The organism is Bacillus sp. CBEL-1 (assembly GCF_004348885.1).
Taxonomy (GTDB): Bacteria; Bacillota; Bacilli; order Bacillales; family Bacillaceae_H; genus Priestia; species Priestia aryabhattai_A.
The window spans coordinates 16,115-29,961 of sequence record NZ_SBIM01000003.1 but is presented as its reverse complement, the minus strand read 5'-3'; the positions used below and the strand labels follow the sequence as shown (position 1 = coordinate 29,961).

Sequence of the window (13,847 nt, the reverse complement as noted above, 5' to 3'; positions counted from 1 at the left end):
ATTTGTTAAATTAGTATCTATATTAAAAATTGTTTAATAATTTAAAAGATTTATATTTCTTTAGATCGTTACGAATACGGAGGGAATTATTGTGACAGAATTAAGAAGTAACATGATCAAAAAAGGCTTTGATAGAGCACCTCATAGAAGCTTACTACGTGCTGCGGGTGTAAAAGAAGAAGATTTCGACAAACCGTTTATTGCGGTGGTAAATTCATATATTGATATTGTACCTGGGCATGTACATTTACAAGAGTTCGGGAAAATTGTAAAAGATGCTATCCGCGAAGCGGGCGGTGTTCCATTTGAAATGAACACAATTGGCGTAGATGATGGAATTGCAATGGGACATATAGGTATGCGCTACTCACTTCCAAGTCGTGAAATTATCGCAGATTCAGTAGAAACAGTTGTTTCAGCACACTGGTTTGACGGAATGGTTTGTATTCCAAACTGTGATAAGATTACGCCAGGAATGTTAATGGCTTCCTTACGCTTAAATATCCCATCTATTTTTGTAAGCGGCGGACCGATGAAAGCCGGACAAACAAGCGACGGTCGACGCATCTCATTATCTTCAGTATTCGAAGGCGTAGGTGCTTACCAAGCAGGAAAAATTGATGGTAAAGGACTTCAAGAACTAGAGCAGTTTGGCTGTCCGACATGTGGTTCATGTTCTGGGATGTTCACGGCTAACTCAATGAACTGTTTAGCTGAAGCATTAGGCTTAGCACTACCTGGAAATGGGACAATCTTAGCTGTTGCACCTGAACGTAAAGAGTTTGTAAAAAAATCAGCAAAGCAGTTAATGGAACTAATTAAGTTAGATTTAAAACCGCGTGATATCGTAACAGAAAAAGCAATTGACAATGCGTTTGCGCTTGATATGGCTCTAGGTGGTTCAACAAACACTGTTTTACATACGCTAGCGCTTGCGAATGAAGCAGAAATTAACTATCCACTTGAACGTATTAACGAAGTAGCAGCACGCGTACCGCATTTATCTAAGCTTGCACCAGCATCTGATGTCTTTATTGAAGATTTGCACGAAGCAGGCGGTGTATCTGCTGCACTAAATGAGCTTTCAAAAAAGCCAGATGCACTTCATTTAGATACAATGACAGTTACAGGTAAAACGCTAGGTGAAAATATTGCGGGTTGTGAAGTACAAGACTACAACGTTATTCATCCAATCGATAAGCCATTTACTGAAAAAGGTGGACTAGCTGTATTATTCGGCAACTTAGCTCCAGATGGTGCGATCATTAAAACTGGTGGAGTTCAAGACGGTATTACACGCCACGAAGGACCAGCTGTAGTATTTGATTCTCAAGACGAAGCGCTTCATGGCATTGCAAACGGCAAAGTGAAAGCTGGAGACGTAGTTATCATTCGTTATGAAGGTCCTAAAGGAGGACCAGGAATGCCTGAAATGTTAGCTCCTACTTCTCAAATTATGGGAATGGGATTAGGCGCGAAAGTAGCTCTACTAACAGATGGAAGGTTCTCTGGAGCATCACGCGGCTTATCAATTGGCCATGCTTCACCAGAAGCAGCTGAAGGTGGACCACTTGCATTTGTTGAAAATGGAGATCATATCGTAATTGATATTGAAGAGCGTCGCATGGATGTAGAAGTGGCACCAGAAGTATGGGAAGCTCGTAAAGCTAATTGGAAAGGCTTTGAACCAAAAGTGAAAAAAGGATATCTTGCTCGTTACTCTAAACTTGTTACATCAGCAAGTACAGGCGGAATTATGAAAATCTAAAACAAACAAAAGCCCTCTAGCTCATTTACTAGATAAAATGAATGAGCTAGAGGGCTTTTTCATATAGCATTCCTACGATTAATCATTTAATAATTGCAGCTCTTTTTGATAACTTAAATAAGTTTGGACTTTGTGAATAGCAGAAGAGTAATCTTTAATCAGATAATGAATCGAGGTAATAACGCTGTCCGGATAAGCGTCAAGGTTTTGAAGTAATAATAGACGTTGATATCTCATTAATTGTTTTTCAAAATAATGCAGCACTTGTTCAGGGGTTTTGACAACTAGTACTTTCATGTATTCGTGAACCTGCTTTTCGAGAAAGAAATAGCGATCTACAAAAAACATAACCTTCATCTTATCAGCCTCCTTTAAATTATAAGTCAGTAAGTCATACGCTGAAGATTTTACATGATAGACGATTTTCAATCATAACCTTTTATCTTCCGCCTGAGGAAAAAGGAACAAGTGTTAAATAGCAAAAAGAAATCCTCGGTTGAAGGATTTCTCTTCGCAAACAACCTATTACTACGCACTCATATTCGAAATAGAGGACTGCTGATATTTCGCAATCTTACATTTTATATATGTAGGTGTTTCACCAAATAAATTTGCCACAAATAAAACTGCACCGTAACGTGTTTTTGCATTAGAAATTTCACGATTCACAAGGTATTCGTATACGGCCGCTTCCAGATTGTCTATAAATAAAAGAACATGACGCTTTTCGAAGAGCAGTTGATACATTTCAATAATAAGCTCTGATCGCTTTGAGAATTTTTCTTCTAATTGCGTTAAGCGATATGTTGTCAGAGGTACTTCGCATTGGATAATGTATTTTAATTCTTCTAAAAACAATTTATTCACGACGGTCACATCCCTATCCTTTTAATAAATTCATTTTAGCACTAACAATCTATTTTTGGAAGCGTTTTCAATAATATTTTTTTATGAAATTCATCCTCAATTTCTGACATTTTTTTGCGAGTTCTTGTATTAATTGTAGTATAGTTCCAATGAAAATCGAACGCTAGGGAATTGTTAAAGAATCTAACAAACTATTTTTATATTTTTCAAAAATCAAGCGGTAGTTGGAATGAACTACCATTGCTATATGGTACAATAGCTATATATCTAAATTAGGTGATGAAGATGACAAACGAACAGTTGAATGAACTAAAAATATTAAAAGACATTGCAGAAATTCTAAATGAAAGTACAGACGTAAAGAAAATGCTTCAAGGTACTCTGGTCCAACTGCTTAAAGCAACTCAACTGCATACGGGGTGGATTTTTTTAATTGACGAGTGTGGAAATTATGAACTCATGGCTGCTCATAATTTACCTGACGGGTTAACGAATCATCAAATTGAACCTATGCGTAATGGCAGCTGTTGGTGTGTTAGCCGCTATTGTAACGGCAAACTAACAAAAGCAACAAATACAATGGAGTGCAAAAGGCTGGATGAAGCTACCGTTCACGATTGGGGCGAAACGAATAACATCACTCATCATGCAACCGTTCCTCTTTATTCAGGGAAAGAACAGTTTGGCATATTGAACGTTGCGGCACCGGGAAAACAGTATTTTAATCAACAAGAGCTAGATATATTAGGTGCTGTCGCGCTTCAAATTGGGACGGCTCTGAAACGATTAGACTTAATAAAGAAAGAACAAGAGATGCGACTTAGAGATGAAAGAAATCGCTTAGCACAAGATCTTCATGATTCTGTTAATCAGCTTTTATTCTCAATTCAGCTCACTGCTAAAGCAGGAACAAAAATTGGCCACGGGGCATCGGGGGATATGTTTGAACTAATTCAACAAACGGCTAGCCAAGCGCAAGCGGAGATGAAAGCGCTGATTTTACAGCTTCGTCCTGATGGGTTGCAGCAAGGACTTGTTTGTGCGTTAACAAGCTATGGTGAAATGATTGGTTTAAGCGTAAACGCAATTCGAGAAGGAACGGCTTTTTTACCAGCTTCCGTGGAGGAAATGCTGTTTAGAGCTGGGCAAGAGGCCATGAACAACTGCAGAAAGCATGCAGGTGTACATGATGTAAAACTCCTTTTATCGATTCAAAAAGAAAAGGTTACTATGACCGTTAGTGATAAAGGGATGGGTTTTTGCTACGAAGAGTATGAATCAGCAATGCTTCCTACAATTGGCTTAAAAGCAATGAAGCAGCGAGTTGAGAAGCAATCTGGTACATTTCATGTAACTAGTAAACTAGGAGAAGGAACAACGATTCAAATTGCTGTTCCTTTTTAAGGAGAGAGAACGATGAGGATACGTATTTTAATTGCAGATGACCATCATGTCGTTCGCAAAGGGTTAGCGTTATTTTTACAGACCCAGCCTGATATAGAAATTGTGGGAGAAGCGTCAAGTGGGCAGGAAGCCGTCCGAAAAGTGAAAGAACTACAGCCTGACCTTGTGGTGATGGATTTATCAATGCCGGGGCTTGATGGCATTCAGGCTACTAAACAAATTAAGCAAGAGCAGCCAAACGTGAAAGTAATGATTCTAACGAGCTTTTCAGATCAAGATCACGTCATACCAGCTTTAGAAGCAGGGGCGGAAAGTTACCAGCTAAAAGAAAGTGACCCGGATGAGCTGATAGTGGGAATTCGAAATGTACTAAACGGTCAACATCAGCTAAGTCCCAAAATAACAGCGCACTTATTAAATAAATTAACGCAACCGGTAAAAAAAGAGCCTTTGTTGTTAGATTTATTAACCAAGCGAGAGCGTGAAGTATTAAAAGAAATTTCTTCAGGAAAAAGCAATAAAGAAATCGCAGCTGCTCTACATATAACAGAAAAGACGGTTAAAACGCATGTCTCAAACATCCTATCAAAACTTCAGGTTCAAGATCGTACCCAAGCTGCTCTATATGCTGTAGAGCATCATGTTTAGAAATAGGTTAGGTAGTACCGAATGGATGTACATGGTATAATGGAGAGATTAAATAAATCATGCTCAAGTATTTTTGAGCATGATTTATTTTATGAGGAAAAAATTAGCGATAGGAAGAGTTAAAAGATGCGAATGTTAAATGAAGCGTATTTAAAAGATGCGTATTCAAGTCGAACCTACTATAGAGGTCATACATATTATCAACAACAGCGAGTTACAGACTTAGAATACAATGAACAAACGAAAACATGGATAGGATTTGTTGAAGGAACGGAATCATATACGGTTATGATTCAAATGAAAGAACAAGGATACGCTTCTTCTTGTGAATGCCTAGCTTATCATGAATTTGGTGAATGTAAGCATGAGGTAGCGGTTCTTTTAGCCATTTGTGAACAGCAAGCAACAAAGACTGACGTTGCATCAACATCTCGGCGGAAAAGCTATGAACACCAGCGCGTCAATTCTTTTATTCAATCCTTCGCAGATTTTCATCAATCCGTTATCGAGAGTGACAGCAAGGATGAGAAGGAACAGTTATCGGTTGAATATATTTGTAAGTCTCATTCAGAACGCTTTTCTCGAGACGAGGAGCTTTACTTAACAATTGAGGTGAAGGTAGGAGTTGATCGTACCTACGTTGTAAAAGATTTGCAATCTTTTTTAGAAGATGTAGCCGAAGATGAACCTCATGAGTTTACCAAACGATTTTCATATGATCCAATCGTACATTATTTTACGAGAGAAGATGAAATTGTTCTTAATCTTTTACAGCAAATTGTTGAAAGCGAACGTTTTTATAAACAAACCTACGCTTCTCCGAGACGAACGGTTACTAATAAAGAGCTTGTTATCCCGACGTCTGTAGCAAAGCCGCTTTTACACGCGTTGAAAGGAAGAGATTGGACTTTTGTTCATGAAGATGAGACATATAGAGATGTATTATTGAAAAAAGAAGGTCTTCCATTTTCTTTTTTTATTGATGAAAACCAAGCCAAAGAGTTTCAAATTAATTTTCGAGAGCTAGACGAAGCTTCTTTTTTCAATCGTTATCGTTGGATTTTTGCGAGTGGTCATTTTTACGAACTCACGAAGAAGCAGCGAAAGCTTGTAGAAGGATTGCTGGAAAATATGCCAATTCAGCCGATTCTATCGGTTGATGACGAACAGATGGGAACGTTTTTGTCACAAGTAGTACCTGGCTTACGCAAAGTAGGAGAAGTGAAAATTTCACAAGCGGTAGAAAATCAAGTTATGTCTCCACCTTTACAGGCAAAGCTGTGGGTAGAGAAAGAAAGCGAACAGATTCTTGTAACGCTTGAATATCATTACGGTGATTTTGCGATTAACCCCTTCCAGAATACCGATGAAAAACCAAAGTTTATTCTGGTACGAGACATGGAAAAAGAAGCAATTATTATGGATATTATTGAACACGCACCCATTAATATTTATAAAAATCAGCTCTATCTTCAGCAAGATGAAGAAGCGATGTTTGAATTCCTGTTTCGTATTCTTCCTCAACTTGAAGGACTTGTAGACATTCGTATAAGTGAAGAAGCAAAACAAGAAACGCTCTATGATGCTTCAAACTTGGTAACAAGTATTGATTTAGAACAGCAAAGCAACCTATTAGAAATTAACTTTGACTTAGCTGGAATTGATGATAAAACGGTACAAGAAGTCCTGAGATCTGTACTTGAAAAGAAAAAATATTACCGCTTAAATAACGGGGCATTTCTTTCGCTTGAGCAAGGTGGATTTCAGCAAATTCGAGACTTGTTTACAGAGCTTAATGTAAAAAAAGAAGAGCTAGAAGAAAATCGCCTTCACGTCCCGCTTTATAAAGGAATGCAGGTTGAAGAAATTCTTGGTCAATCACAGCAGGCTAAAGGTCGATTAAGCGAAGCTTTTCAAACGCTTGTTAAACGTATTGGAGCACCTGATGAAAGTAATTGGCGTCTACCTTCTAGTTTGTATGCAGAGCTTCGAGACTATCAGTATACAGGATTTCGGTGGTTTAAATCCCTATCCGAGTATTCATTAGGAGGGATACTTGCTGATGATATGGGACTTGGAAAGACGCTTCAAACGATTGCTTATCTACTTTCAGAAAAAGAACAAAACGATGTATTACAGCCATCGCTAATTGTTGTACCCGCTTCCTTAGTTTACAATTGGAAGAATGAATTTGAGAAGTTTGCGCCTTCTTTAAAGGTGCAAACGATTGTTGGAACTCCAAAAGAGAGAAGCGATTTGCTTCAAGAAAGCGCAGATATTTTTATTACGTCTTACCCAACGCTTAGACAAGATATGCCTTTATATAAAGAAAAAGAGTTTCATGCTCTAATTTTAGATGAAGCTCAAACAATTAAAAACTATGCTACGAAAGCAGCTGCAGCGGTACGAACAATAGCTGCTCCAAAGCGCTTTGCATTAAGCGGTACACCTATTGAAAACTCACTTGAAGAACTGTGGTCTATCTTTCAAACGATATTACCAGGCTTGTTACCAAGCCAGCAAGGTTTTAAAAAGATGTCTTCAGAGCGTATTAGTAAATTAGTGCGTCCGTTTATTCTCCGACGCGTGAAGAAGGATGTTCTAAAAGAACTTCCCGATAAAATTGAAACCACGCAGCGCTCAGAGTTGTCAAAAGAGCAAAAAGAGCTGTACGTTGGCTATTTAGAGCAGTTGAAAAGCTCGTTAACAACGGAGGATTTTCAGCGAAATCGCATGAAAATCTTAGCTGGATTAACGCGTTTACGTCAAATTTGCTGTCATCCTGCGCTCTTTATTGAAAATTACGAAGCGGAGTCCAGCAAGCTCGAGCAGCTGCTAGAAACCGTGCATCAAGCATTAGCTAATGGGAAAAGGATGCTGATTTTTTCACAGTTTACCAGCATGCTTCATATCATTAGAGAAAAGCTCGTAGAAGAGCGCATTTCCTTTTTCTATTTGGATGGTCAAACAGACGGGAAAGAGAGAGTAGAAATGGCCAATCGTTTTAATGAAGGCGAGCACGATATTTTTCTAATCTCGTTAAAAGCTGGTGGGACAGGGCTAAATTTAACGGGAGCAGATACCGTCATTCTATACGATTTGTGGTGGAATCCAGCTGTTGAAGAACAGGCTGCAGGACGGGCTCATCGTCTTGGTCAAAAGAATGTTGTACAAGTGATTCGCTTAATTGCCCAAGGCACAATTGAAGAAAAAATCTATGAGATGCAGCAAAAGAAAAGAGAATTGATTAGCCAGGTCATTCAACCGGGTGAAACGATGCTAACAAGTCTATCTGAAGAGGAACTACGAGAACTTTTAGAGATGTAGCTCATATGAAAGGAAGATAAAATGAAACGTTTTGCTTTTGTATCGGATTTTGATGGTACCATTTCTCAAAAGGATTTTTATTGGATTGTGATTGAAAAATATTTTCCTGAAGGTAGAAAGCTCTATACAGAATGGAAAGCGGGTAAGCTGAAGGACATTGACTTTTTGTCTACTGTCTTCAGCTCAATTAACCAAAACGAAGACGTTATTTTACAAGACATCGATGAAATTGAAATTGATCCTGGAGTTCCTGCTTTTATTGAAGAAGTGCAAAAAAGAGGCGGAGATTTTTATATTTTAAGTGCAGGTTCAGATTACTACATTCGACCTCTTCTGAAAAAGCATGGTGTAGAGAATGTCGAGGTGCTTTCAAACACCGGTGTGTTCCAGCAAAAAAATGTTCATTTGCAAATTGATCCTAAGCACTGGAGCTATTCTGATCGTTACGGAATTGACAAATCGTTAGTTATTCAGGATTTCAAGAAAAGATACGAGCAGGTCTATTTTGCTGGTGATAGTGAACCGGATTCACACCCAGCAGCTTACGCAGACATCACGTTTGCAAAATCTGCTCTCCAAGATTTGTTGGACAAAAAGAACGTTCCGCACGTGAAAGTAGCGTCTTTTCAAGAAATTACATCGTATTTTAATCAAAAAGGTTTGTGGAACTAAACATATCTACAAGAGGAGAGTTAACAGCATGATTACATTTGAAACGGTCGTAGCAGATACACACTATATCGTTGAAGAAATGTTAAAATCAACGAAGACGAAAAACATAAAGTCAGTTGGGGAGCAGTTTCTAATTAAGTTAGAGGACACGTACATTGGCTATGTGCACACTGAAACCATTAAGAGCACTTGTCACATTCATACTTTCGTTATTCACAACGACTATCAAGGGTATAGTTTCGGAACGCAAGCTTATCTCTTACTTGAAGAGAAGTGTCATGCAACTCAAGTAGAGCTAAACGTCTCTGAGGACAAAAGATACAACCAGTTTTGGGAACGATTAGGGTTTAAAACGGCTGAAAGCGACCCCACTACTTTTGTCAAAACGATATTGTCATGAAAAAGACCATCTTCAGGCTTGAAGATGGTCTTTTTTATTAGCGCATTCTTTTAGCACCGGCGTATTTATCTTGCCAATATTTGTCCGTTAAATAATCAACGGTAACCCCTTCTTTATGTTTGGCATGGATCATGCGGTTTTTACCAATGTAAACACCCGCATGCGAAATTCCGCTGCGATATGTATCTTCAAAAAAGACAACGTCTCCAACTTGTAGATCCTCTTTTTTGACATATGTACCAAACTTCCATTGTTGATCCGTAGAGCGTGGGAGTGCTGCGTTATACGCTTCTTTAAATACATATTGAATAAAGCCCGAACAGTCAAAACCATCTTCTGGACTTTCTGCTCCAAATTGGTACGAAACACCTAGTTGTTCCCGGCTCTCAGAGACAATTTTATAGTCTGAAAATGAAAAGGTAGAGGCACTGAGTCTTTTTGCTTTCACAAAATGTTCATTCCAAAATGCACTATCTTTGAAGCTTTCCTTAACAACTTCACCTTTTGAAGTAGAAGGAAATATCATCTGTCCATCTCCAATATAAATTGCAGCGCTTGTAAGGGAAGGAGAGTTTGTAGAGAAAAACAAAAGGTCTCCCGCTTTTAAATCACTTTTATTTACTTCTGTTCCTAGTGCACTTTGTCCTTCTAGCGTGCGTGGCATATCTACATTTAAAGCTGTTTCTACTACATAGTAAATGAACCCTGAGCTATCGAATCCTTCTGTTTTGGTTTCACCACCGCTAACATAGTTAATTCCTGTTAATTCATGAGCAGCCTCCACCACTTTAGTAGTATCCATTTCCGCTGCGTTAAACTTAGTAGGTGAAGTCCAAAGTAAGCTGATACCTATAATTGCAGCCGCAATTAGTTGACGCTTTTTCATTTTTTTCCTCCTCTTCGCTTTTATAAAAAGACTACCTTTTGAATTATGACTTAGAAAACTCTGGATTTCGAGATTCTTTTTTCCTGTAGTGAAATACCTATCCAAGAACTTTTTAATTAATAGAATTGACCTAATATGTTAAATGTTCTGACAACTATCTTGTGCAGCAGACTTTTAAATGATAAAATCAATTTAACCGAAAAACGGAATTTAAGTTCCGTTTTTCGGTACAACAAGATAGATAAGGGGATGAAGAAATGAAACGCATTGACGTGAACTGTGATTTAGGTGAAAGTTATGGAGTCTATAAGATTGGAAACGATAAAGAGATTTTAAAGTTTGTTTCTTCGGCTAATATCGCATGTGGCTTCCATGCTGGAGATCCAACCGTTATGCGAGAAACCGTAAAACTTGCGTTGCATCATGATGTGGCCATTGGTGCTCATCCTGGTTTGCAAGATTTACGCGGGTTTGGACGTCGAAATATTCAAATTACGCCTAATGAAGCCTATGATTTAGTCGTATATCAAATTGGTGCACTCTACGGATTTGTAAAAGCTGAGGGGGGCACTATGCAACATGTAAAGCCACATGGTGCTCTTTATAATATGGCGGCGAAAGATGCCGCATTATCAAAAGCAATTGCTGAAGCTGTATATGCAGTGAATCCTGAACTTGTTTTATTTGGCTTATCTGGAAGTGAACTGATAAAAGCAGGAAAAGAATTAGGCCTTCAAACAGCTAATGAAGTATTTGCTGATCGTACATATCAAGAAGATGGCTCTTTAACTCCTCGAACAATGAACGGTGCTTTAATCGAAGAAGACGAAGTAGCGATTAATCAAGTTATTCGAATGATTGAGCATAAAGAAGTGCAGTCTCAGCAAGGAACAGTAGTACCTATTCAAGCTGATACGGTTTGCATTCATGGAGATGGTACCCATGCATTGCAGTTTGCATACGCACTCAATTCAGCGTTTAAACAAGCAGATATTACGCGTACCGCTGTGTCATACCGATAATTGAGAGGGGAACTACTATGGAGCCAATAAAACAAGCAAAAAAACAGCAACTTTCGCCTGTCCCTAAACTAAACTGGACGCTTATGATGGGAGCGGCCTTCTTAATGGCCACGTCTGCTATCGGTCCTGGTTTTTTAACTCAAACTACTGTTTTTACTCAAACATTAGCAGCTAGCTTTGGGTTTGTTATTTTAGTTTCAATTATTTTAGATATTTTTGCACAAACCAACGTATGGCGAATTATCGCTGTATCTGAAAAAAGAGGACAAGACATTGCTAACATGGTGCTACCAGGACTTGGCTATGTAATTGCTGGGCTCATTGTGATGGGAGGTCTTGCTTTTAACGTGGGAAACATTGCAGGGGCTGGATTAGGATTAAATGCCTTGTTTGGCATAGCACCTGAATACGGAGCGATTGTAAGTGCAATCATTGCAGTAGCAATCTTTTTAATTAAAGAAGCTGGAAAGGCTATGGATCGTTTCACACAGTACGCAGGTTTTGTCATGATTGGCTTAATGTTTTTTGTAGCGTTTAAAACAGCCCCTCCTGTTGGTGAAGCTGTAGTAAAAACGGTAATGCCCGATACGATTGATATTGTAGCGATTGTTACGTTAGTAGGTGGAACTGTAGGTGGGTATATTACGTTTGCTGGAGGTCACCGATTATTAGACGCAGGAATAAAAGGTGTTGATGCGCTACCACAGGTAACCAAAAGCTCAGTAGTTGGCATTTTAATCACATCTGTTATGCGTATTGCGCTTTTTTTAGCAGTTCTTGGCGTTGTATCACAAGGGCTTCAAATTGATCCAAGCAACCCACCCGCTTCAGTCTTTCAGTTAGCGGCAGGAAACATTGGCTATAAAATTTTTGGAGTTGTTATGTGGTCAGCGGCTATTACCTCTGTTATTGGAGCAGCCTACACATCTGTATCGTTTATTCGTACATTTAGCAAACGATTAGAGCAGCATCATAAATGGGTGATTATTGGTTTTATTATTTTATCGACACTTTGCTTTGTAGTTATTGGAAAGCCCGTTAAAGTATTGCTATTAGTTGGCGCAATAAATGGACTCATTTTGCCAATTGCTCTTGGAACGCTCTTGGTTGCTGCTTACCGAAAAGATATTGTAGGAGATTACAAACATCCTCTTTGGTTAACGATTTCAGGTAGTCTTGTGGTAATTGTGATGGCACTAATGGGAGGATACACATTAATTAATCAACTGCCTTTATTATTTAAATAACGGAGCTGGAGGTGAATGGTCTTATTCACCTCCGTATTGTTGAAAGGAGACCAAATATGAGTTATGCAGCTGAAACACCAGAAAAAATCCGTAAGCTCATTCGTGAAATGAAAATCACTGGACCAACAGCAGGGATGGCAAATGGATATGCTCAGGCAAATCTAGCAATCTTAAAACAGGAACATGCGTATGACTTTTTACTATTTTGTCAGCGTAACCCAAAGTCGTGTCCACTGTTAGACGTAACAGAAATCGGTTCGCCGTATCTAACCGTTGCCAAAGGAGCAGATATTCGTACAGATTTACCTAAATACCGCGTGTATCGCGAAGGTGTGTTAACAGAAGAGGTAACAGATATTACATCGCTTTGGGAAGAAGATATGGTAGGTTTCTTGATTGGTTGCAGCTTTACGTTTGAAGACGCTTTGTTAAACAACGGTATACCAGTCCGGCATATTGAAGAGAACTGTAATGTTCCTATGTATAAAACCAATATTGAATGCAAATCAGCTGGTTTATTTAAAGGAGTAACGGTTGTAAGTATGCGCCCTATGCCTTATCGGGACGTACCTCGCGCGGTGCAGGTGACTTCTCGTTTTCCTTCTGTTCATGGAGGCCCTCTTCATATTGGGAGTCCAAAAGAAATTGGCATTCAACAGATTGACCAGCCAGACTTTGGTGATGCAGTAACTATTTTTGAAGGAGAAGTACCTGTTTTCTGGGCCTGTGGAGTTACACCACAAGCCGTTGCGATGGAGGTTAAGCCATCCATTATGATTACGCACGCTCCAGGACATATGCTTATTACGGATATACGTGATGATGAGCTAGGAATTTGATAAACGAGGTGAAGAACATGATTAAAGTAGTAAATAAAAAGAAGACAATCGCAGAGCTTACACCGCTTGGGGATTCCGCAATTGTTGTAACATTCGGTTCAGAAATGAGCGTCGGTACTCATAAACAAATTATGACGCTTATGATGGCACTTGAAGATACGCCGTTTGAAGGCTTTATCGAAAGTGTCCCTGCATTTACAAACTTAACGATTTTTTACGACCCGCTTATTGTCTATCAAACGTATCAAATGCAAGGTTCATCTTTAACATCTCCTTTTAAAATTGTCTCGGGTTTAGTAGAAAAAAAGCTTGCTAGTTTACCAGACGATAAAGATCAAACTTCTTCAACTGTAGAAATACCAGTTTGTTATGGTGGTAAATACGGACCAGATTTACAGGACGTAGCGAAGATTAATAATTTGACTCCTGATGAAGTTGTATCCATTCATTCGAGTGGCGAATACCTCGTATATATGGTCGGATTTGCGCCAGGATTCCCATTCTTAGGCGGCATGTCAGAGAAAATTAAGGCGCCGAGAAGGTCTTCTCCTCGCTCCAGTATTCCAAAAGGATCTGTTGGGATTGCAGGAATGCAAACAGGCGTTTATCCAATCTCTACGCCTGGAGGATGGCAGCTAATTGGTCAAACACCAAAGCCTTTGTTCTTACCAGAGCAAAATCCGCCTAGTTTACTTGAAGCAGGCAATATCGTCAAGTTCATCCCTATCACAGAGCGTGAATTCTTAAATTTTACAAAGGAGAGATAA

Annotated in this window: 13 protein-coding genes; 10 read left to right on the top strand and 3 right to left on the bottom strand. The window is 39.0% G+C overall.

Going from position 1 to position 13,847, the window contains the following annotated elements; all coding sequences use genetic code 11:
• Window positions 1–91 precede the first annotated feature (91 nt).
• On the top strand, window positions 92–1,768 hold the full coding sequence (gene ilvD, locus EPL02_RS00335) for a dihydroxy-acid dehydratase (RefSeq protein ID WP_131886754.1): 1,677 nt from the start codon (window positions 92–94) through the stop codon (window positions 1,766–1,768).
• Window positions 1,769–1,846: 78 nt separating this feature from the next.
• On the opposite strand, the gene EPL02_RS00330 is transcribed toward ilvD, so the two are convergent.
• Together EPL02_RS00330 and EPL02_RS00325 are read right to left on the bottom strand one after the other, a co-directional pair.
• The gene (locus EPL02_RS00330; RefSeq protein ID WP_094910049.1) at window positions 1,847–2,125 is read right to left on the bottom strand and encodes a hypothetical protein; all 279 of its coding nucleotides are present in this window, start codon (window positions 2,123–2,125) and stop codon (window positions 1,847–1,849) included.
• Between the two features lie 171 nt (window positions 2,126–2,296).
• The gene (locus EPL02_RS00325) at window positions 2,297–2,635 is read right to left on the bottom strand and encodes a hypothetical protein (protein ID WP_025911084.1); all 339 of its coding nucleotides are present in this window, start codon (window positions 2,633–2,635) and stop codon (window positions 2,297–2,299) included.
• Between the two features lie 285 nt (window positions 2,636–2,920).
• Between EPL02_RS00325 and EPL02_RS00320 the strand changes: the two genes are divergently transcribed.
• From EPL02_RS00320 to EPL02_RS00300, 5 genes are all read left to right on the top strand, one after another.
• Window positions 2,921–4,039 (top strand): GAF domain-containing sensor histidine kinase, encoded by a 1,119-nt coding sequence (locus EPL02_RS00320; protein ID WP_094910051.1) that lies wholly within the window; start codon window positions 2,921–2,923, stop codon window positions 4,037–4,039.
• Between the two features lie 12 nt (window positions 4,040–4,051).
• The gene (locus EPL02_RS00315) at window positions 4,052–4,687 is read left to right on the top strand and encodes a response regulator (RefSeq protein WP_131886753.1); all 636 of its coding nucleotides are present in this window, start codon (window positions 4,052–4,054) and stop codon (window positions 4,685–4,687) included.
• Between the two features lie 126 nt (window positions 4,688–4,813).
• Window positions 4,814–8,014 carry a DEAD/DEAH box helicase gene (locus EPL02_RS00310; RefSeq protein WP_131886752.1) on the top strand — a complete coding sequence of 1,067 codons (3,201 nt, stop codon included), beginning with the start codon at window positions 4,814–4,816 and terminating at the stop codon, window positions 8,012–8,014.
• 21 nt (window positions 8,015–8,035) lie between these two features.
• Entirely contained in the window at window positions 8,036–8,686 is a 651-nt protein-coding gene (locus tag EPL02_RS00305; RefSeq protein ID WP_094910054.1) for an MtnX-like HAD-IB family phosphatase, read from the top strand.
• A gap of 28 nt (window positions 8,687–8,714) precedes the next feature.
• Window positions 8,715–9,086: a GNAT family N-acetyltransferase gene (locus tag EPL02_RS00300; RefSeq protein ID WP_094910055.1), complete on the top strand. Its 372-nt coding sequence runs from the start codon at window positions 8,715–8,717 to the stop codon at window positions 9,084–9,086.
• Window positions 9,087–9,123: 37 nt separating this feature from the next.
• Here the strand turns inward: EPL02_RS00300 and EPL02_RS00295 are convergent, their stop codons facing one another.
• Window positions 9,124–9,972 (bottom strand): C40 family peptidase, encoded by an 849-nt coding sequence (locus tag EPL02_RS00295; protein WP_131886751.1) that lies wholly within the window; start codon window positions 9,970–9,972, stop codon window positions 9,124–9,126.
• Between the two features lie 257 nt (window positions 9,973–10,229).
• Here EPL02_RS00295 and EPL02_RS00290 point away from each other — a divergent pair, with 257 nt between their 5' ends.
• The 4 genes from EPL02_RS00290 to pxpB are packed head-to-tail and all read left to right on the top strand — an operon-like array spanning window position 10,230 to window position 13,847.
• Window positions 10,230–10,994, top strand: a complete 765-nt coding sequence (locus tag EPL02_RS00290) for a LamB/YcsF family protein (protein WP_131886750.1) — start codon at window positions 10,230–10,232, stop codon at window positions 10,992–10,994.
• 17 nt (window positions 10,995–11,011) lie between these two features.
• On the top strand, window positions 11,012–12,241 hold the full coding sequence (locus tag EPL02_RS00285) for an NRAMP family divalent metal transporter (RefSeq protein WP_094910058.1): 1,230 nt from the start codon (window positions 11,012–11,014) through the stop codon (window positions 12,239–12,241).
• Window positions 12,242–12,297: 56 nt separating this feature from the next.
• Entirely contained in the window at window positions 12,298–13,080 is a 783-nt protein-coding gene (locus EPL02_RS00280) for a putative hydro-lyase (RefSeq protein ID WP_131886749.1), read from the top strand.
• A 17-nt stretch (window positions 13,081–13,097) separates the two neighbouring features.
• Window positions 13,098–13,847, top strand: coding sequence for a 5-oxoprolinase subunit PxpB (gene pxpB, locus EPL02_RS00275; protein WP_094910060.1), 750 nt, complete (start codon window positions 13,098–13,100; stop codon window positions 13,845–13,847).

Excerpts from the sequence above, each read along its gene's own strand:
- EPL02_RS00330 (WP_094910049.1), bottom strand. The coding sequence starts at position 2,125 with ATGAAGGTTATGTTTTTTGTAGATCGCTATTTCTTTCTCGAAAAGCAG.
- EPL02_RS00320 (WP_094910051.1), top strand. The coding sequence starts at position 2,921 with ATGACAAACGAACAGTTGAATGAACTAAAAATATTAAAAGACATTGCA.
- EPL02_RS00315 (WP_131886753.1), top strand. The coding sequence starts at position 4,052 with ATGAGGATACGTATTTTAATTGCAGATGACCATCATGTCGTTCGCAAA.
- EPL02_RS00310 (WP_131886752.1), top strand. The coding sequence starts at position 4,814 with ATGCGAATGTTAAATGAAGCGTATTTAAAAGATGCGTATTCAAGTCGA.
- EPL02_RS00305 (WP_094910054.1), top strand. The coding sequence starts at position 8,036 with ATGAAACGTTTTGCTTTTGTATCGGATTTTGATGGTACCATTTCTCAA.
- EPL02_RS00300 (WP_094910055.1), top strand. The coding sequence starts at position 8,715 with ATGATTACATTTGAAACGGTCGTAGCAGATACACACTATATCGTTGAA.
- EPL02_RS00295 (WP_131886751.1), bottom strand. The coding sequence starts at position 9,972 with ATGAAAAAGCGTCAACTAATTGCGGCTGCAATTATAGGTATCAGCTTA.
- EPL02_RS00290 (WP_131886750.1), top strand. The coding sequence starts at position 10,230 with ATGAAACGCATTGACGTGAACTGTGATTTAGGTGAAAGTTATGGAGTC.
- EPL02_RS00285 (WP_094910058.1), top strand. The coding sequence starts at position 11,012 with ATGGAGCCAATAAAACAAGCAAAAAAACAGCAACTTTCGCCTGTCCCT.
- EPL02_RS00280 (WP_131886749.1), top strand. The coding sequence starts at position 12,298 with ATGAGTTATGCAGCTGAAACACCAGAAAAAATCCGTAAGCTCATTCGT.
- pxpB (WP_094910060.1), top strand. The coding sequence starts at position 13,098 with ATGATTAAAGTAGTAAATAAAAAGAAGACAATCGCAGAGCTTACACCG.